We start from the raw sequence: 17,096 nt of genomic DNA, 5'->3' as shown, positions 1-17,096 counted from the left end.
TCGTGTAACTGCCCGGGCCCACCCCCCCCTTAACAATGGTTTTGGGGGGGGGGGGGGGCCCGGGGGGCCCCCCCCCCGCCCCCCCCCCCCCCCCCCCGCGTCCGGTCACCTCATGACTCGCCCCCCAACAGGCCCGCCGCCCGCGCCCACCGGTACTTCGCGCCCAGGACGGCCACCGGCTTCTCGGTCGTGTACGGGTACGCCACCACCCCCCGCTCGTAGAGGTACTGGCAGGCCGCCTCGACCTCGACGTCCCCGGCCAGCGAGGCCACCACCGGCTTCTCGATCCCCCGCTCCCGGAACTCGGCCACCACGCGCGCGGTGAGCTCGGCGAACACCATCGGCGGGGTGACGATGGTGTGCCAGTAGCCGAGGACCAGGGCGTGGATGCGCGGGTCCTCGAGGCCCAGCCGGATCGTCGCCTCGTACGTCGACGGCGGCTCGCCCCCGGTGATGTCCACCGGGTTGCCCGCGGCCCCGAAGGGCGGGATGAACGCCCGGAAGGACGCGTCCAGATCGGGCGGGATCTCCATCAGCGACAGCCCGTTGTCGCTCACCGCGTCCGACAGCAGCACACCGCTGCCGCCGGCCCCCGTGATGATCACGATGTTCTCGCCCCGCGGGGTGGGCAGCACCGGCAGTCCGCGCGCGTACTCCAGCATCTCGTCGAGACCCGGTGCCCGGATGACCCCCGCCTGCCGCAGGACGTCGTCGTACACGGCGTCGTCGCCCGCCAGCGCGCCCGTGTGCGAGCCTGCCGCCCGTGCCCCGGCCGCCGTACGGCCCGCCTTGAGGACCACGACCGGCTTCCTGACGATGGTCTCGCGCGCCGCCGCCACGAAGGCCCGCCCGTCCTTGAGGTCCTCCAGGTGCATCGCGACGCACTCGGTGCGCGGGTCCTCGGCGAACCAGGTCAGCAGGTCGTCCTCGTCCAGATCCGCCTTGTTGCCCAGACCGACGATCGCCGACACGCCCGTCTTCGTGGTGCGGGCGAACCCCAGGACGGCCATCCCGATGCCACCGGACTGCGAGGTCAGCGCCACCCCGCCCTTGACGTCGTACGGGGTGCAGAACGTGGCGCACAGGTCCTGCCACGTCGAGTAGTAGCCGTAGATGTTCGGGCCGAGCAGCCGGATCCCGTGCCGCTGCGCGATCGCCACGATCTCGTCCTGGAGCCCCTGTTCACCGGTCTCCGCGAATCCGGAGGGGATCAGCACGGCGTTGGGGATCCCCTTGCGGCCGACCTCCTCCAGCGCCGCCGCCACGGACCGGGCGGGGATCGCGAAGACCGCCACGTCCACCTCACCGGGAACGTCGGTGACACTCTTGTACGCCTTGCGGCCCAGAATGTCGTCGGCCCTGGGGTTCACCGGGTGGATCTCCCCGGCGAAGCCGCCGTCGACGAGGTTGCGCATCACCGAATTGCCGATCTTCCCGGCCTCGTTCGACGCGCCGATCACGGCGACCGAGCCCGGCTGCATCAGCCGGCGCATGCTGGTCAGGATCTCGTCGCGGGTGTACCGGCGGCGCGGCGGCGGCTGCGATTCGGCGAGGACGACCCGGACGTCGGCGGCGACCGCCCCCTCCGCGGTCGCGATCACCGGATTGAGGTCCACCTCGGCGATCTCGGGGAACTCGTCGACCAGTTGCGACACCCGGCGGATCTGCTCGGCGAGTGCCCACCGGTCCACCGGCGGCGCGCCGCGCACCCCGCGCAGCACCTCCGCCGCCCGGATCGAGTCCAGCATGGCCAGCGCCTCGTCGGCGGCCACCGGAGCCAGCCGGAACGTGACGTCCCTGAGCACCTCGACGAGCACCCCGCCGAGCCCGAACGCCACCACCTTCCCGAACGTGGGATCGGTCACCGCGCCGACGATGACCTCCTGCCCGGGCGGCAGCAGTTCCTGCACCTGCACGCCCACGATGCGCGCCCGCGGGTCGTACGCCCGCGCGTTGCCGACGATGCTGTGGAACGCGGCCCGCACCTCGCTCGCGCCCTCGACCCCGACGACCACCCCGCCCGCGTCGGTCTTGTGCGGGATGTCCGGGGAGACGATCTTCATCACCACCGGTCCGCCGAAGCGCGCGGCGCACGCCACCGCCTCGTCCACGTCGCCCGCCAGCTCCTCGCCCGGTACGGCGATCCCGTACGCGTCCGCGATCACCTTGCCCTCGGGCGCGGTGAGCGCGGTCCGGCCCTCGGCCCGTACGGCGTCCAGGAGCGCGCGCACCCTCGGCAGCCGGTCCTCGGCCATCACGTCAGACCACCCCGTTCGACTTGAGCAGGCGCAGCTCCTCGTCGCCGAGCCCGAGCTCGCCGATGTACACCTCTTCGTTGTGCTCCCCGAGCAGCGGGGAACTGCGTACCTCCACGGGGGAGTCGGAGAGCTTCAGCGGACTGCCCACGGTCACGAACTCGCCGCGCTCGGGGTGCGCGACGGTGACGACCATCTCGTCGGCGATCAGCGACTCGTCCTCGATGATCTCCCTGGTGGACAGGATCGGCCCGCACGGCACGTTGTGGGCGTTCAGCCGCTCCAGTACCTCCCACTTGGGCAGGGTCGAGGACCACTCCTCGATCAGCTGGAACATCTTGGTCAGCCTGGGCAGCCGGGCCTGCGGGGTCGCCCACTCGGGGTCGTCGGCCAGTTCGGGCCGGCCGATCAGAGCGGTCAGCGGCCGCCAGCCCACGGGCTGCACGATGACGTACACGTAGTCGTTCGGGCCGCCCGGCGCGCACTTGACCGCCCAGCCGGGCTGACCGCCGCCGGAGGCGTTCCCGGACCGGGGAACCTCCGGGCCGAAGTCGTCGTTGGGATATTCGGCGAGCGGTCCGTGTGCCAGGCGCTGCTGGTCCCGCAGCTTCACCCGGCACAGGTTGAGCACGGCGTGCTGCATGGCCACGTTCACCCGCTGGCCGCGCCCGGTGCGCTCACGCTGGTACAGGGCCGCGAGGATCCCCGCCACGCAGTGCACACCCGTCCCCGAGTCCCCGATCTGGGCCCCCGTCGCCAGCGGCGGCCCGTCCTCGAAACCGGTGGTCGACATCGACCCGCCCATGGCCTGCGCGACGACCTCGTACGCCTTGAAATCGGTGTACGGGCCGTCGCCGAACCCCTTGATGGAGGCGTAGACGATCCGTGGATTGATCTCCTTGACGCGGTCCCAGGTGAAGCCCATCCGGTCCACCGCGCCCGGTCCGAAGTTCTCGACCATGACGTCGGAGCGCCGGATCAGCTCGGTGAGGATGTCCCTGCCGCGCTCGGTCTTGGTGTTGAGGGTGATGCTCCGCTTGTTGCAGTTGAGCATCGTGAAGTAGAGGGAGTCGACGTCCGGGAGGTCGCGCAGCTGGCCCCGGGTGATGTCCCCGGTCGGCGCCTCCAGCTTGACGACGTCGGCCCCCAGCCAGGCGAGCAGCTGGGTCGCGGAGGGCCCGGACTGGACGTGGGTCATGTCGAGGACGCGGATGCCCTCAAGTGCCCTTGCGGTCATGGGCGTTCACCTCACTTGTACATCGTCTGGTTCATGGTTCCGGGGGCGTACGCGTCCGGGTCGACCCAGACGTTGATCAGCGACGGCTTGCCGGACTCGCGGGCCCGGCGCAGCGCGGGCGCGATGTCGGCGGGATCGCGGACCTCCTCGCCGTGGCCGCCCAGCATCCGGGCGAACTCGTCGTAGCGGACGTCGCCCAGGGTGTTGCCGACCCGCTCGCGTTCCGGGCCGTACTTCTGGGCCTGGCCGTAACGGATCTGGTTCATGGAGGAGTTGTTGCCGACGACGCCGACGAACGGGAGGTCGTACCGCACGAGGGTCTCGAAGTCCCAGCCGGTCAGGGAGAACGCGCCGTCGCCGAACAGGGCCACGACCTCCTTGTCGGGCCGTGCCTGCTTGGCGGCGAGCACGAAGGGCACGCCGACGCCGAGGGTGCCCAGCGGGCCCGGGTCCATCCAGTGGCCCGGGGACTTGGGCTGCACGACCTGCCCGGAGAAGGTGACGATGTCGCCGCCGTCGCCGATGTAGATCGAGTCCTCGGTGAGGAAGTCGTTGATCTCGCTCACCAGCCGGTAGGGGTGGATCGGCGAGGCGTCCGAGCGCAGGCTCGGCAGCCGCTTGTCCAGCGCGGTCCGCTCGGCCGCCCGCAGTTCGTCCAGCCACTCCTTGCGCTTGGCGGCGCCCCCGTTCACCCGCCCGGACGCGGCCTCCGCCACCGACCTCAGCACCAGGCCCGCGTCGCCGACGATCCCGAGGTCGATGTCGCGGTTCTTGCCGACGGTGCGGTAGTCGAGGTCGATCTGCACGACGGTCGCCCGCGGCGACAGCCGCTTGCCGTAGCCCATGCGGAAGTCGAAGGGCGTGCCGACGATCACGATGACGTCGGCGTGGGAGAACGCGTACCGGCGGGAGAGCTGGAAGTGGTGCGGGTCGCCGGGCGGCAGCGTGCCGCGGCCGGCGCCGTTCATGTACGCGGGGATGTCGAGGGCGCGCACCAGTTCGACGGCCGCCTCGGTGCCGCGGGTCGTCCACACCTGGCTGCCGAGCAGGATCGCCGGTTTCTCGGCGTGCACCAGCAGGTCGGCGAGCCTCTCGACCGCCTCCGGGTCGCCCGCCGAGCGGGTCGAGGCCCGGTAGTGCCCCGCCTTCGGCACCCGTGCCTTGTCCACCGGCACCTTCGCGTCGAGGACGTCGCGCGGGATCTCCAGGAAGGAGGGGCCGGGGGCGCCGTGGTAGCACTCGCGGAACGCCATCGACACCATGTCCGCCGCGCGCGCGGTGTCCGGCACGGTCGCCGCGAACTTGGTGACGGGCGTCATCATGTCGACGTGCGGCAGGTCCTGGAGGGAGCCCATCCGGTGCTGGGTGAGGGCCCCCTGGCCGCCGATCAGCAGCATGGGGGACTCGGCGCGGAAGGCGTTGGCGACACCGGTGACCGCGTCGGTCGTGCCGGGGCCCGCGGTGACGACCGCGCAGCCGGGCCTGCCGGTGATGCGCGCGTAGCCGTCGGCGGCGTGGGCCGCGACCTGCTCATGGCGTACGTCGACGACTTCTATGCCCTCGTCGACGCAGCCGTCGTAGATGTCGATGATGTGGCCGCCGCACAGCGTGTAGATGCGGTCGACCCCCTCGGCCTTGAGTGCCTTGGCAACGAGATGGCCGCCGGAGATCACGTCCTGCGTGTCGTCGGGCATGGCGAAGTCCTGTCCCTTCGTAGGGGTGGGAACGCTCTCGCGGTACATTGCATACAGTCGACGAATACTGTATGAAGCTTGTTATCCCGCATCCGGTGGGTGGTGTCCAGGGGCGTGCCGCACTTTTCGGGCCGGGGGCCGGACCGGTGGGCCCGGGGGAGGAACGCCCGAGCGCGGACCGGCGGGGCCGGGGTTGACCCGCAGGACTCAGAAGGCAGACGACAGGAGCCGAGATGGACCTGTACGAACACCAGGCACGGCAGCTCTTCGAGGAACACGGCATCCCGGTGCCACGGGCCGAGGTCACCGACTCGCCCGAGGAGGCCCGCGGGATCGCCCGCCGGCTGGGCGGCCGGGCCGTCGTCAAGGCCCAGGTCAGGACCGGCGGACGCGGCAAGGCCGGCGGCGTGAAAGTCGCCGCGGACCCGGCCGCCGCCGAACTGACCGCCCGCCAGATCCTCGGCATGGACATCAAGGGCCACCGGGTCGGCACGGTGATGCTGGCCGAGCCCGTCGACATCGAGACCGAGTTCTACGTCTCCTACGTACTGGACCGCGCGGCCGGCGGCTTCCTCGCGATCGCCTCCGCCGAGGGCGGCACGGACATCGAGGAGGTCGCCGCCTCCCGGCCCGAAGCGGTGGCACGCGTCCCCGTCGACCCTGCCGAGGGCGTCACCTCCGCGAAGGCCGGCGAGATCGCCGAGGCGGCCGGCCTGCCGCCGCAGACCGTCGACGCACTGGTCCGGCTCTGGCAGGTGCTGGTCGCCGAGGACGCCCTCCTCGTCGAGGTCAACCCGCTCGTCCGCACCCGGCAGGGCCGCATTCTCGCCCTGGACGGCAAGGTCACCCTCGACGACAACGCCCGCTTCCGGCAGGAACGCCGGTGCGCCGAGGCCCCCGCGCACGGCGACCCGCTGGAGGCGGCGGCCGCCGCGAAGGGCCTCGACTACGTCAAGCTGGACGGCGAGGTCGGCGTCATCGGCAACGGCGCGGGACTCGTCATGTCGACGCTCGACGTGGTCGCGGGCTGCGGCGCCCGCCCCGCGAACTTCCTCGACATCGGCGGCGGCGCGTCCGCCCGTGTCATGGCCGACGGGCTCTCCGTCGTCCTCGCCGACCCGGCGGTCGAGTCCGTCCTCGTCAACGTCTTCGGCGGCATCACCGCCTGCGACGCGGTCGCCGAAGGCATCGTGCAGGCCCTGGAGAGCGTACGGCTGACCAAACCGCTCGTGGTCCGCCTCGACGGGAACAACGCGGCCCGCGGCCGCGCCGTCCTCGACCGGCGCGCCCACCCCCGGGTCGAACAGGCCACCACCATGGACGGCGCCGCCCGCCGTGCCGCGCAACTCGCCACCGACGCCTGAGGAGACGGGACGACATGGCCATTTACCTCACCAAGGACAGCAGGGTCCTCGTCCAGGGGATGACCGGCGGCGAGGGCATGAAGCACACCCGGCGGATGCTCGCGGCCGGCACGAACGTGGTCGGCGGCGTCAACCCGCGCAAGGCGGGCCGCACCGTCGACTTCGACGTCCACCGCGGCCCGAACGGCCGGGGCGGCGCCCCCGGCGCGGTTCCCGTCTTCGGCTCGGTCCGCGAGGGCATGGCGGCGACCGGCGCCGACGTCACCGTCGTCTTCGTCCCGCCCCCCTTCGCCAAGGCGGCCGTCGTCGAGGCCGCCGACGCCGGCATCGGCCTCGCCGTCGTCATCACCGAGGGCGTCCCGGTGCACGACACCGTCGCCTTCACCGCCCACGCGCGGCGGCGGGGGACCAGGATCATCGGCCCCAACTGCCCCGGCCTGATCACCCCCGGCCAGTCCGGCGCGGGCATCATCCCCGCGGACATCGCCGAGCCCGGCCGGATCGGCCTGGTCTCCAAGTCCGGCACCCTCACCTACCAGCTCATGCACGAACTGCGCGACGTCGGCTTCTCGACCTGCGTCGGCATCGGCGGCGACCCCGTCGTCGGCACCACGCACATCGACTGCCTGGCCGCGTTCCAGGACGACCCCGACACCGACCTGATCGTCCTCATCGGGGAGATCGGCGGCGACGCGGAGGAACGCGCGGCCGCGTACATCAGCGCCCATGTCACCAAGCCCGTCGTCGGCTACATCGCGGGCTTCACCGCGCCCGAGGGGCGGACGATGGGGCACGCGGGCGCGATCGTCTCCGGTTCGTCCGGTACGGCGCGGGCGAAGAAGCTGGCCCTGGAGGCGGCCGGCGTGCGGGTCGGGGACACACCGACGGACACGGCCCGGCTCGTCCTGGCCACGCTCGCCGGACGCGATCCCCGCAGTGATGTCACTCATGGTTGAGGTGAGGTGACTGTCACTCGCCGGGCCGCTGTCCCTACGTCCGTCCGTGCGGGACGCTCGTCCGCACCCGAGGCTCGTCCGTGCCCGAGGCTCGTCAGTGCGAGACGCTCATAGGTACGAGACCCCTATACGCACCTACGTACGGCGTCCGTCCGCGCGGCGGCCGTGCGTACCCGACGCCCGTGCGGTGGTGCGAACCGTGCGCGGCGCCCGCCGTCCATCTCCCGCCCCCGACTGTGCACCGAGAGCGGAGTCCGACCATGGCACCCACCCTCGACCCGAACCCGAACCCGAACCCGGACAGTGGGTCTTCCGGCCCCCGGGCTCTCACCCTCAAGGCCGGAACGTCCTGGCCCGAGGCCTGGCGGCGCTGTCTGGCCGTCGCCCCCGAGGCCTTCCGGGACGACCGTGTCCTCAACCTCTGGCAGGCCGGCTGGCAGGCGGACGGCCGGGCCCTGCCCGCCACCAGCCCGGTCGACGGCAGTCCGATCGCGGGGGCGCCGCGCCTGGACCGGGACACCGCCCGGCAGGCCGTACGGGCCTCGCTCGACCAGCACCGGGCCTGGCGGCACGTACCGCTCGACGAACGGCGGGCCCGCGTCGCCGCCACCCTCGACGCCCTCGCCGAGCACCGTGAACTCCTCGCCCTGCTGCTCGTCTGGGAGATCGGCAAGCCCTGGCGGCTCGCCCAGGCCGACGTCGACCGGGCCATCGACGGAGTGCGCTGGTACGTCGACGGCATCGAACCGATGATCGTCGGCCGGGCGCCGCTGGAGGGCCCGGTCTCCAACATCGCGAGCTGGAACTACCCGATGAGCGTGCTCGTCCACGCCCTGCTGGTCCAGGCACTGGCGGGCAACGCGGTCGTCGCCAAGACCCCGACCGACGGCGGTGTCGCCTGTCTGACCCTGGCCTGCGCGCTGGCGGCCCGTGAGGGCGTCCCCGTCACCCTGGTCAGCGGCGGCGGGGGCGAGTTGTCGGAGGCGCTGGTGCGGGCGCCGGAGATCGGCTGCGTCTCCTTCGTCGGCGGCCGCGACACCGGCGCCGCGGTGGCCACGGCGGTCGCCGACCTCGGCAAACGGCACATCCTCGAACAGGAGGGACTCAACACCTGGGGCATCTGGAACCACTCGGACTGGGACGCGCTGACGGCCGTCGTCCCCAAACTCTTCGACTACGGCAAGCAGCGCTGCACGGCCTACCCGCGCTTCGTCGTCCAGCGCGAACTGTTCGACGCGTTCCTCGCCGCGTACCTCCCGGCGGTCCGCACGCTCAGGGTCGGCCACCCGCTCGCCGTCGACCGGCCCGACGACCCCTTCCCCGCGCTGGACTTCGGCCCCGTGATCAACGCGGCCAAGGCCAAGGAGCTGGAGGACCAGGTGGCCGAGGCCGTCGACCGAGGCGCGATCCCGCTGCACCGGGGCAACCCGGCCGACGCCCGCTTCCTGCCCGGCCAGGACACCTCCGCCTACGTCCAGCCGGTCACCCTCCTCAACCCGCCCCCGTCCTCCCCGCTGCACCACGCGGAACCCTTCGGCCCGGTCGACACCATCGTCCTGGTCGACACGGAGGCGGAGCTGCTCGCCGCGATGAACGCGTCCAACGGCGCGCTGGTCGCCACGCTGTCCACCGACGACCGGGCCACCTTCGACCGGCTGGCCCCGCAGATCCGCGCCTTCAAGGTGGGACACGGCAGGCCCCGTTCGCGCGGCGACCGCGACGAGCTGTTCGGCGGCTTCGGCGCGTCCTGGCGCGGCGCGTTCGTCGGCGGCGAGCTGCTGGTGCGAGCGGTGACCCAGGGCCCGGCCGGCGAACGGCTGCCGGGCAACTTCCCGGACCACCACCTCATGCCCTGACCCGCCCGGCCCGGTCACCTCGCGTGCCCGTCCCGCCGCCCTGGGTGACCAGGTCGCGGACCGCCCGCCCACGCGGTCCGCGGCCGCCCGCGGTGCGGATACGCAGGTGAAACGCACTCCGAAACCTTGGTATTGTTGTCCATGTCGCCGCGGGGAACACGCCCCGCAAGGCGGCGGACACCTTGTCCGGGTGGCGGAATGGCAGACGCGCTAGCTTGAGGTGCTAGTGCCCTTTATCGGGCGTGGGGGTTCAAGTCCCCCCTCGGACACCAGTGAAGACCCCTGTCCATCAGGGGTCTTCTGCTTTTTGGGACCGAGGCGTGACCGGCCGCGCGGGCGACGGTCCGGCGGAGCCCCCGGCGGCCACGCGAAGGTCGACCGCGCACGGTCCCACAGCACCGGTCAGCGGGGCCGCGGGCCGGGTTCCTGGATGGCTTCGGACAGTTCGGGCTCCAGTCCGTCGCTCACCGGGGTGCGGTCCCACCCGGTCTCGACGCGCCATGCCTCGAAGGCCCAGACGGTGAGGGCGACCACGGCCAGACCCAGGATCCAGCCACCCAGGACATCGCTGAACCAGTGCACGCCGAGGGCGATTCTGGTGAGGCCGACGCCGAGTACGCAGAAGGCGGCGACACACCAGCAGGGAGTCCGGCAGGACCGCGGTACGAGGGGCGCCAGAACCAGCATGAAGACGGCGAAGCACGTGGTCGCCGTCATCGCGTGGCCGGACGGGAAGGAGTAGCCCGGCGCGTGCGCCACCGGGTCGTGCAGGGCGGGTCTGGCCCGCTCCACCACGGACTTGGCCAGCAGCCCGACCAGTCCTCCGGTCACCGTGGTCACCACCGCCCAGGCCGCCAGGCGCCACGCCCGGCGGTACAGGAGCCACGCGGTCAGCACCGCGACGGCCGTGCGCAGCGTGACGGGAGCCCAGACCCGGTCGGACAGCAGACGCAGCCCGGCCGTCCACTCCCGATGGCGCAGCGCGTACTCGTGCAGACGGTGCGCGGCGACGGTGTCCAGGTGCCACAAGGGCCGCCACTGGCCCTCGACCAGGGTCAGGAGCAGCCCGAAAGCGACCGCGGACACGGCGGCCAGGGCCGCGGAGCCCAGCAGCCGCGCGCCGTACCTGCGGTCGGCCTGTCGGCGACGGTCACCGAGACGGCGTAGGGCGGTACGGGTGAGCATTCAGACTCCGGGGTCGGCTTGGACCGGGCCGGGCCGACGGCCGCGCACCGCTTCCAGCTGCGCGGCGAAGGCGAGCCCGAGAAGGAGGGCGATGGAGGTGAGGTAGGCCCACAACAGCAGGGACATGAAGGCGCTCAGGGGACCGTAGACGGTGTCGAAGGAACCGCTGAGGTCCAGGTAGAGGCTCAACAGCCAGGTGAGCGTCATCCACAGCACCAGGTAGACGGCCGCGCCGAAGGCCAGCCAGGTGTAGCCGGGCTGTCTGCGGCGCGGTGAGCGGCGGAATACCACGCTCGCGGAGATGAGCGCGAGCAGCAGGCCGAAGGGCCAGCGCATGATGTCCCAGGCCGTTCGGGCGTTGCCGTCGAGGTGGTAGACGGTCACCGCCGCCGAGGCGAGGTCGTCACCCGCGACCACGACCACGAAGCCGAGGCCGAGCGGGAGCCCCGCACTCACGGCCATCACCAGGCCGCGCAGGTACTTCGGAAGGAAGGGGCGGTCGCGTTCGTTGCCGTAGATCCGGTTGGCGCCCCGCTCGATCTGGCACATCGCGGTGGTGACGTTGACGAGGGAGAAGACGGCGCCGAACCAGAGGGCGAGGGCGGCACCGTCCCCCGCCGTGCGCCGACTGCGGTCGAGGGCGTCGTCGACGACGTCGACGCTGGGTCCCCGGACGATATGGTGGATCGTCAGTTCGGCCATCCTGCCCACGTTCTCGGTGTGCAGGGCGGTCGACAGGCCGACGACGGCGATGACCAGGGGCACGACAGCCAGTACCGTCTGCAGGGCGAGGGCCCGGGAGTGGCTGAAGCCGTCGGCGTACCGGAAGCGGACGAAGGCGTCCCGCAGCAGGGACCAGCCGCCGTAGCGGCGCAGTGCCGCCCATGCTTCGTCGCCGGTCAGTTCCTCTCCTGCCATGTCCCTCGTCTCCGGGACCTTCGTGGCGGTACCCATTCACTTCTCCCGCTTCGGCAGCAGCATGGTCAGGGCCCCCGGCCTGACCTCGGCGGTCAGGCGCCGGCCGGCGGCCACCGAATCGCCGTCCAGTTCCCGGGGCTGCGGAGCGTCGAAGGTGAACTCCGCTCGCCGGAAGGTGAAGAACTCCACCGGTACGCCGTCCCGTGCGCGGGAACCGGGCACCGCGGTCGACGGCGACCCGCTCGTTCCGCGACGCAGCAGCGCCCGTACGGCGGCGGCCCAACCGCCGAGGCCGCGGGGGTCCAGGATCAGCAGGTTCAGCCGTCCGTCGTCCGGCCGGGCACCCGGAAGCAGCGGCACACCGCCCTGTACGGTGGCGATGTTGCCGACCAGCACCATGCGGGCCGTGCGGCGCAGGGCGGGCGCGCCGTCGAGACGGACGCTCAGCCCCGTACGCGGGGTGCGGAGCACCCGGAGGGCGGCGAGCACGTAGGCGGGCCAGCCGAGAAGGGACTTGGTCCTGCTGTTCGCGTTGGCCCGCTGCACCATCGCGGCGTCGAGACCGGCGCCGGACATCGCGGTGAAGTGCGTGGAGGCCAGACCGTCGCCCTCGACCCGGCCGAGGTCGATGCGGTGGGGGGTGCCGCGCAGCGCCGCGTCGAGGGCGTCGGCGGGTGCCGGCGGCAGGCCGAGGTTGCGGGCCAGGAGGTTGCCGGTCCCGCAGGGCACCAGGGCGAGCGGTACGTCACTGCCTGCCAGGACGTCGGCGGCAGCCCGGAGGGTGCCGTCGCCGCCGCACACCACCACGAGTGTCGCGCCTTCGCGGACCGCGTCGGCTGTCTGGCCGCCTCCCGGGTCATCGGCGGTCGTCTCGACGAACGCCGGTGCGAGGTGGCCGTGGCGCTCCAGCACCTGGCGCAGGGCTTCACGGTCGGCCTGGCCGGTGACCGTGGGGTTGAAGACCACCACGGTACGGCCGGGGACCGGCTGTCGCCGGCCGGCCACGGGGGTGGGAGCGGGAGGAACGGTCACGAACCCCTCCGTGAGCAGTGCGTACCCCACGACCACCAGTGACAGAACGCCGTTGACGACACCACCCACGACGTCGGTGGGATGGTGCATGCCTCGGTAGAGACGTGCGACGCCCACCAGCAGGGGGAGGACGCAGAGCAGGCAGGCCACGGTCGTCCGCCACGGCCCGCGCAGCCGGGTCAGCGCCAGCACCGCCAGACCGCCGTAGAGGGCGGTGGCCGCGCCGGTGTGACCGGACGTGTAGCTGGACGTGGGCAGAGAGCCGTCGAGGCGGTGCACGTCCGGGCGATGACGGTCCACCGCCACCGTGACGACCAGGAAGACCAGCGACTGGAGGGACACGGCGAGGGCGAGGAACACCGTCTGCCGCCACATCGGCAGACGGGGTATCAGTAGCATCCCCAGGCAGCACATCAGGGTGACGACGATCACTGTCAGGGTGTTGCCCGCCTCCGACGCGACCGACGACAGGCCCGTCAGGGCCGGTGTGCGCACACCTTCGAGAGCCCGGTTCACCCCGTCCTCGGCCGTCAGGGGCCACAGGTGGTGGGCCGGGCCGGTGATCAGCAGTCCGATGCCGACCATGAAGACGGCCTGGCAGGCGGTCAGCGTGGTGATCCAGCAGGCGGACCAGCCGATGCCGCGTGGGACGGCGCGGCATCGCGCGCCGGTGGCTCCGGCGCCCCCGCCGTCTCCTCCACCAGGCAGCTCGGCGGGTCTTTCCGGCACAGCGGTCGACATGCGTACCCCCTTGATCCATTGCTCGGCGACGGTGTTCACCGGCGTCGGTCCTCGTCCGACTCACCCTCGTATGCCCGCTCGGTTCGGGAGCAGGCAGAGAACGCGTGCTCGGGGGACCCGCAGGGGGCCGGAGGCACGATCGGTCCGGATGGATGCCGGGCGTGAGGCGATGAGTGCCGGGCATCCGCTCCCTGGGCGCGTCCGGCGGCCCGCAACGACCTGTTCCATCGGCTCGTCAGGAGATTCCGCGTGATTCTCGAAGGCCCGTCCGCGCCCGCTGCTCGTGGTACCGAACCCGACGTGGAGGCCCGCAAGCAGCGCCTGCGTCGACGCCTCGAGCGGCTGCTCGGCGTGGCCGCCACCGAAGGCAACGAGCTGGTGCCCTTGCGCAACGGCGACGAGATCTTCCCCGCGATGCTCGGTGCGATCCGCTCGGCCCGGTACACGATCGACTTGATGACGTTCGTCTACTGGCGCGGCGAGATCGCCCGTGACTTCGCCACCGCTCTCGCCCAGCGTGCCCGTGCGGGTGTGCGGGTACGGCTGCTGCTCGACGGATTCGGCGCCAAGCGGATCGAACGGCACCTGCTGGACCTCATGGAGGTCGCCGGTGTGCAGGTGGCCTGGTTCCGCAAGCCCGTGTGGTTGTCACCGCTCAAACAGAACCATCGCTGCCACCGCAAGGCCCTCGTCGTCGACGAGCACACCGCGTTCACCGGCGGTGTCGGCATCGCGGAGGAATGGTGCGGTGACGCCCGCAACCCCGGAGAGTGGCGGGACACCCATGTCCAGGTACGCGGCCCGGCTGTGGACGGAGTCGCCGCCGCGTTCGCGCAGAACTGGGCCGAGTGCCACGATGAACTCTTCGACGAACGCGACCGCTTCACCGCTCACCGTCAAGTCGGCTCGTCCGTCGTCCAGGTCGTGCGCGGCTCCGCCAGCATCGGCTGGCAGGACATGCAGACCCTCATCCGGGTCATGCTCACCTCCGCCGAGAAACGTTTCCGTCTCGCCACCGCCTACTTCGCCCCTGACACCTACTTCATCGACCTGCTGTGCCGGACGGCCCGCCGCGGCGTGGACGTGGAAATCCTGCTGCCCGGTCCCCACACCGACCAACGCGCCTGCCAGCTCGCCGGACAGCACCACTACACACGGCTCCTGGAGGCAGGCGTCCATATCCGGCAGTACCAGCCGACCATGATGCACGCCAAGATCATCACCGTGGACTCCGTCGCCGCCCTCATCGGATCCACCAACTTCAACCGCCGTTCCATGGACCACGACGAGGAAGTCATGCTCGCAGTCCTCGACGAGACGTTCACCGCCGCACTCGACCACGACTACGAGGCGGACCTGGAGCGCAGCGTCGACATCGACCTCACCCGCTGGAGGCGACGCGCGGCGCTCCAACGCGCCAAGGAAGCAGTGGTCGTTCCGGTCCGGCGCTTCCTGTGAGCGGACCTGGTCCGGGGGCATGGCCGCCTTCAAGAAGGGCGTCGGTCACCGGTCGTCGGCGCGCGGGGAGCAACGTCAGGGGACGCAGCCGGGCAGGATCCCAGCGGCCGGAACGTCACCGACCGGTGCGCGTCGCGGTGTAGGCGTAGCACTGGGCCCAGCAGGACGCGGCGACCCGCACCACGGCGACCGCACGGGTCGCGTCCCGGTCCAGGGACCAGGCACCGTGCTGCTTCGGCGCGTCGGTGCCCGGGCGCGTACGGCGACACGGTCCGGGCCGATCGCGAACCCCGGCCCGACCGGTCTTTGTAAAGTGGGCTCGTCAACCCAGGAGCCCCGGACCCGTGAGGTGCACCCCGACCATGACGACCGACACGTTTGAGTTCCAGGTAGAGGCCCGTCAACTGCTCCAGTTGATGATCCACTCGGTCTACTCGAACAAGGACGTCTTCCTGCGCGAGCTCGTCTCCAACGCCTCCGACGCGCTGGACAAGCTGCGCCTCGCCAAGCTGCGGGACGACACGCTCGACGCCGACGTCTCCGACCTGCACATCGAGATCGACACCGATGCCGAGGCCCGGACGCTCACCGTCCGGGACAACGGCATCGGGATGTCGTACGAAGAGGTCGGCAGACTCATCGGAACCATCGCCCACTCGGGCACCGCACAGTTCGCCGAGGAACTGCGCGAGGCCCAGGAGGCGGACGACGCCGAAGGGCTCATCGGGCAGTTCGGCGTCGGCTTCTACTCCGGTTTCATGGTCGCCGACGAGATGACCCTGGTGACCCGGCGCGCCGGGGAGAGCCACGGCACCCGCTGGTCCTCGCGCGGCGAGGGGACGTACACCCTGCAGACCGTCGACGACGCCCCGCAGGGCACCTCGGTCACCCTGCACCTCAAGCCCGCCGACGACGAGGACAGGCTCCAGGACTACACCTCCGCCTGGACGATCAGGGAGATCGTCAAGCGGTACTCGGACTTCATCACCTGGCCGATCCGCACCGTGCCGAAGCAGGGCGAGGACGGCACCACGCCCGAGGCCGAGACCCTCAACTCGATGAAGGCGCTGTGGGCGCGTTCGCGCGAGGAGGTCTCCGACGACGAGTACCACGAGCTGTACAAGCACATCAGCCACGACTGGCGCGAGCCGCTGGAGACCGTCAGGCTCCAGGCGGAGGGCACCTTCGAGTACCAGGCACTGCTGTTCGTGCCCTCGCACGCCCCGCACGACCTCTACACCCAGAACTACAAGCGCGGGGTGCAGCTCTACGTCAAGCGCGTCTTCATCATGGACGACTGCGAGGCGCTCCTGCCGCCCTATCTGCGGTTCGTCAAGGGCGTGGTCGACGCGGCGGACCTCTCGCTGAACGTCTCCCGCGAGATCCTCCAGCAGGATCGCCACATCCGGATGATGCAGCGCCGGCTGACCAAGAAGATCCTGTCCACCGTCAAGGAGATGAGGGAGAACGCCCCGGAGCGGTACGCCACGTTCTGGCGGGAGTTCGGCTCCGTCCTCAAGGAGGGACTGCTCGGCGACTCCGACAACCGCGAGACCCTGCTCGCCGTCGCCTCCTTCACCAGCACCCATGCCGACGACGGGCTCACCACGCTCAAGGCGTACGTCGAGCGGATGAAGGACGGCCAGGAGGACATCTACTACCTGACCGGCGAGTCCCGTGAGGGCATCGAGAACTCCCCGCACATGGAGGCGTTCCGGGACAAGGGCATCGAGGTCCTGCTGCTCACCGATCCCGTGGACGAGGTGTGGGTCGACGTGGTGGGCGAGTTCGAGGGCAGGCGGCTGCGGTCCGTCGCCAAGGGCGAGGTCGACCTCGACGGCGCAAGCGACGACAAGGCCGACGGTGAACGGGAGAAGCAGGGCGAGGAGTACGCCGCCCTCCTCGGCTGGATGAAGGAGCAACTGGGCGACGACATCAAGGAGGTGCGCCTCTCCTCCCGCCTCACCGTCTCCCCGTCCTGCCTCGTCTCCGACACCGGCGACCTCACCCCCGCGCTGGAGAACATGTACCGCGCCATGGGCCAGGAGGTGCCGAAGGCCCAGCGGATCCTCGAACTCAACCCCGGACACCAGCTGGTGCAGAGCCTGAACAAGGCCTACGGGGAGCAGGAGGACCACACCGACCTGGCCGGGACCGCCGAACTGCTGCACGGCCTCGCGGTGCTCGCCGAGGGCGGCCGGCCGACGGACCCCGGCCGCTTCGTGAAGCTGGTCGCGGAACGGCTGGAGCGCGCCCTCTAGGGCGTGTTCCGAAAGTCCCGTCTGCCCGGCGGGCGGACGACGCTACTTTCGAAACACGCCCTAGTGTTCCGAGTCGGGAATTCCATTCAGATGTGTAGGCTTGCCCTATGGCACGGATGGGGCGGCCGAAGGCCGAGTT

At 71.3% G+C, this 17,096-nt stretch carries 11 protein-coding genes and 1 tRNA gene; 6 read left to right on the top strand and 6 right to left on the bottom strand.

Annotated features, from left to right (window positions below):
* Positions 1 to 110 precede the first annotated feature (110 nt).
* From ACZ60B_RS40910 to ACZ60B_RS40900, 3 genes are read right to left on the bottom strand one after another with little or no spacing between them, the layout of a single operon-like run.
* Positions 111 to 2,255, bottom strand: a complete 2,145-nt coding sequence (locus ACZ60B_RS40910) for an acetate--CoA ligase family protein (RefSeq protein WP_469396688.1) — start codon at positions 2,253 to 2,255, stop codon at positions 111 to 113.
* Positions 2,256 to 2,259: 4 nt separating this feature from the next.
* The gene (frc, locus tag ACZ60B_RS40905; protein WP_469396684.1) at positions 2,260 to 3,492 is read right to left on the bottom strand and encodes a formyl-CoA transferase; all 1,233 of its coding nucleotides are present in this window, start codon (positions 3,490 to 3,492) and stop codon (positions 2,260 to 2,262) included.
* Between the two features lie 11 nt (positions 3,493 to 3,503).
* Positions 3,504 to 5,186, bottom strand: a complete 1,683-nt coding sequence (locus ACZ60B_RS40900; protein ID WP_469396682.1) for a thiamine pyrophosphate-binding protein — start codon at positions 5,184 to 5,186, stop codon at positions 3,504 to 3,506.
* A 233-nt stretch (positions 5,187 to 5,419) separates the two neighbouring features.
* Between ACZ60B_RS40900 and sucC the strand changes: the two genes are divergently transcribed.
* The 4 genes from sucC to ACZ60B_RS40880 all read left to right on the top strand — a co-directional run bounded on the left by sucC (position 5,420) and on the right by ACZ60B_RS40880 (position 9,634).
* Positions 5,420 to 6,550: an ADP-forming succinate--CoA ligase subunit beta gene (gene sucC / locus ACZ60B_RS40895; protein WP_469396679.1), complete on the top strand. Its 1,131-nt coding sequence runs from the start codon at positions 5,420 to 5,422 to the stop codon at positions 6,548 to 6,550.
* 14 nt (positions 6,551 to 6,564) lie between these two features.
* Positions 6,565 to 7,506: a succinate--CoA ligase subunit alpha gene (sucD, locus tag ACZ60B_RS40890; RefSeq protein WP_469396677.1), complete on the top strand. Its 942-nt coding sequence runs from the start codon at positions 6,565 to 6,567 to the stop codon at positions 7,504 to 7,506.
* 260 nt (positions 7,507 to 7,766) lie between these two features.
* Positions 7,767 to 9,362 carry an aldehyde dehydrogenase family protein gene (locus ACZ60B_RS40885; RefSeq protein ID WP_469396673.1) on the top strand — a complete coding sequence of 532 codons (1,596 nt, stop codon included), beginning with the start codon at positions 7,767 to 7,769 and terminating at the stop codon, positions 9,360 to 9,362.
* A 184-nt stretch (positions 9,363 to 9,546) separates the two neighbouring features.
* A tRNA-Leu gene (locus ACZ60B_RS40880) sits at positions 9,547 to 9,634 on the top strand.
* Between the two features lie 130 nt (positions 9,635 to 9,764).
* On the opposite strand, the gene ACZ60B_RS40875 is transcribed toward ACZ60B_RS40880, so the two are convergent.
* From ACZ60B_RS40875 to ACZ60B_RS40865, 3 genes are read right to left on the bottom strand one after another with little or no spacing between them, the layout of a single operon-like run.
* The gene (locus ACZ60B_RS40875) at positions 9,765 to 10,547 is read right to left on the bottom strand and encodes a phosphatase PAP2 family protein (protein WP_469396671.1); all 783 of its coding nucleotides are present in this window, start codon (positions 10,545 to 10,547) and stop codon (positions 9,765 to 9,767) included.
* Positions 10,548 to 11,501: a YihY/virulence factor BrkB family protein gene (locus ACZ60B_RS40870; RefSeq protein WP_469396669.1), complete on the bottom strand. Its 954-nt coding sequence runs from the start codon at positions 11,499 to 11,501 to the stop codon at positions 10,548 to 10,550.
* On the bottom strand, positions 11,502 to 13,238 hold the full coding sequence (locus ACZ60B_RS40865) for a bifunctional phosphatase PAP2/diacylglycerol kinase family protein (RefSeq protein WP_469396667.1): 1,737 nt from the start codon (positions 13,236 to 13,238) through the stop codon (positions 11,502 to 11,504).
* A gap of 249 nt (positions 13,239 to 13,487) precedes the next feature.
* On the opposite strand from ACZ60B_RS40865, the gene ACZ60B_RS40860 reads away from it, so the two are divergent.
* Positions 13,488 to 14,696 (top strand): phospholipase D-like domain-containing protein, encoded by a 1,209-nt coding sequence (locus ACZ60B_RS40860; protein ID WP_469396665.1) that lies wholly within the window; start codon positions 13,488 to 13,490, stop codon positions 14,694 to 14,696.
* Between the two features lie 362 nt (positions 14,697 to 15,058).
* Positions 15,059 to 16,957: a molecular chaperone HtpG gene (htpG, locus tag ACZ60B_RS40855; protein WP_469396663.1), complete on the top strand. Its 1,899-nt coding sequence runs from the start codon at positions 15,059 to 15,061 to the stop codon at positions 16,955 to 16,957.
* Positions 16,958 to 17,096 lie beyond the last annotated feature (139 nt).

This window comes from Streptomyces sp. NPDC104096 (genome assembly GCF_055584385.1).
This window is presented reverse-complemented; position numbering and strand designations above follow the sequence as displayed.

Bases quoted from the DNA above. Each gene is read 5' to 3' on its own strand.
- ACZ60B_RS40910 (WP_469396688.1), bottom strand. From the start codon at position 2,255: ATGGCCGAGGACCGGCTGCCGAGGGTGCGCGCGCTCCTGGACGCCGTA.
- frc (WP_469396684.1), bottom strand. From the start codon at position 3,492: ATGACCGCAAGGGCACTTGAGGGCATCCGCGTCCTCGACATGACCCAC.
- ACZ60B_RS40900 (WP_469396682.1), bottom strand. From the start codon at position 5,186: ATGCCCGACGACACGCAGGACGTGATCTCCGGCGGCCATCTCGTTGCC.
- sucC (WP_469396679.1), top strand. From the start codon at position 5,420: ATGGACCTGTACGAACACCAGGCACGGCAGCTCTTCGAGGAACACGGC.
- sucD (WP_469396677.1), top strand. From the start codon at position 6,565: ATGGCCATTTACCTCACCAAGGACAGCAGGGTCCTCGTCCAGGGGATG.
- ACZ60B_RS40885 (WP_469396673.1), top strand. From the start codon at position 7,767: ATGGCACCCACCCTCGACCCGAACCCGAACCCGAACCCGGACAGTGGG.
- ACZ60B_RS40875 (WP_469396671.1), bottom strand. From the start codon at position 10,547: ATGCTCACCCGTACCGCCCTACGCCGTCTCGGTGACCGTCGCCGACAG.
- ACZ60B_RS40870 (WP_469396669.1), bottom strand. From the start codon at position 11,501: ATGGGTACCGCCACGAAGGTCCCGGAGACGAGGGACATGGCAGGAGAG.
- ACZ60B_RS40865 (WP_469396667.1), bottom strand. From the start codon at position 13,238: ATGTCGACCGCTGTGCCGGAAAGACCCGCCGAGCTGCCTGGTGGAGGA.
- htpG (WP_469396663.1), top strand. From the start codon at position 15,059: ATGACGACCGACACGTTTGAGTTCCAGGTAGAGGCCCGTCAACTGCTC.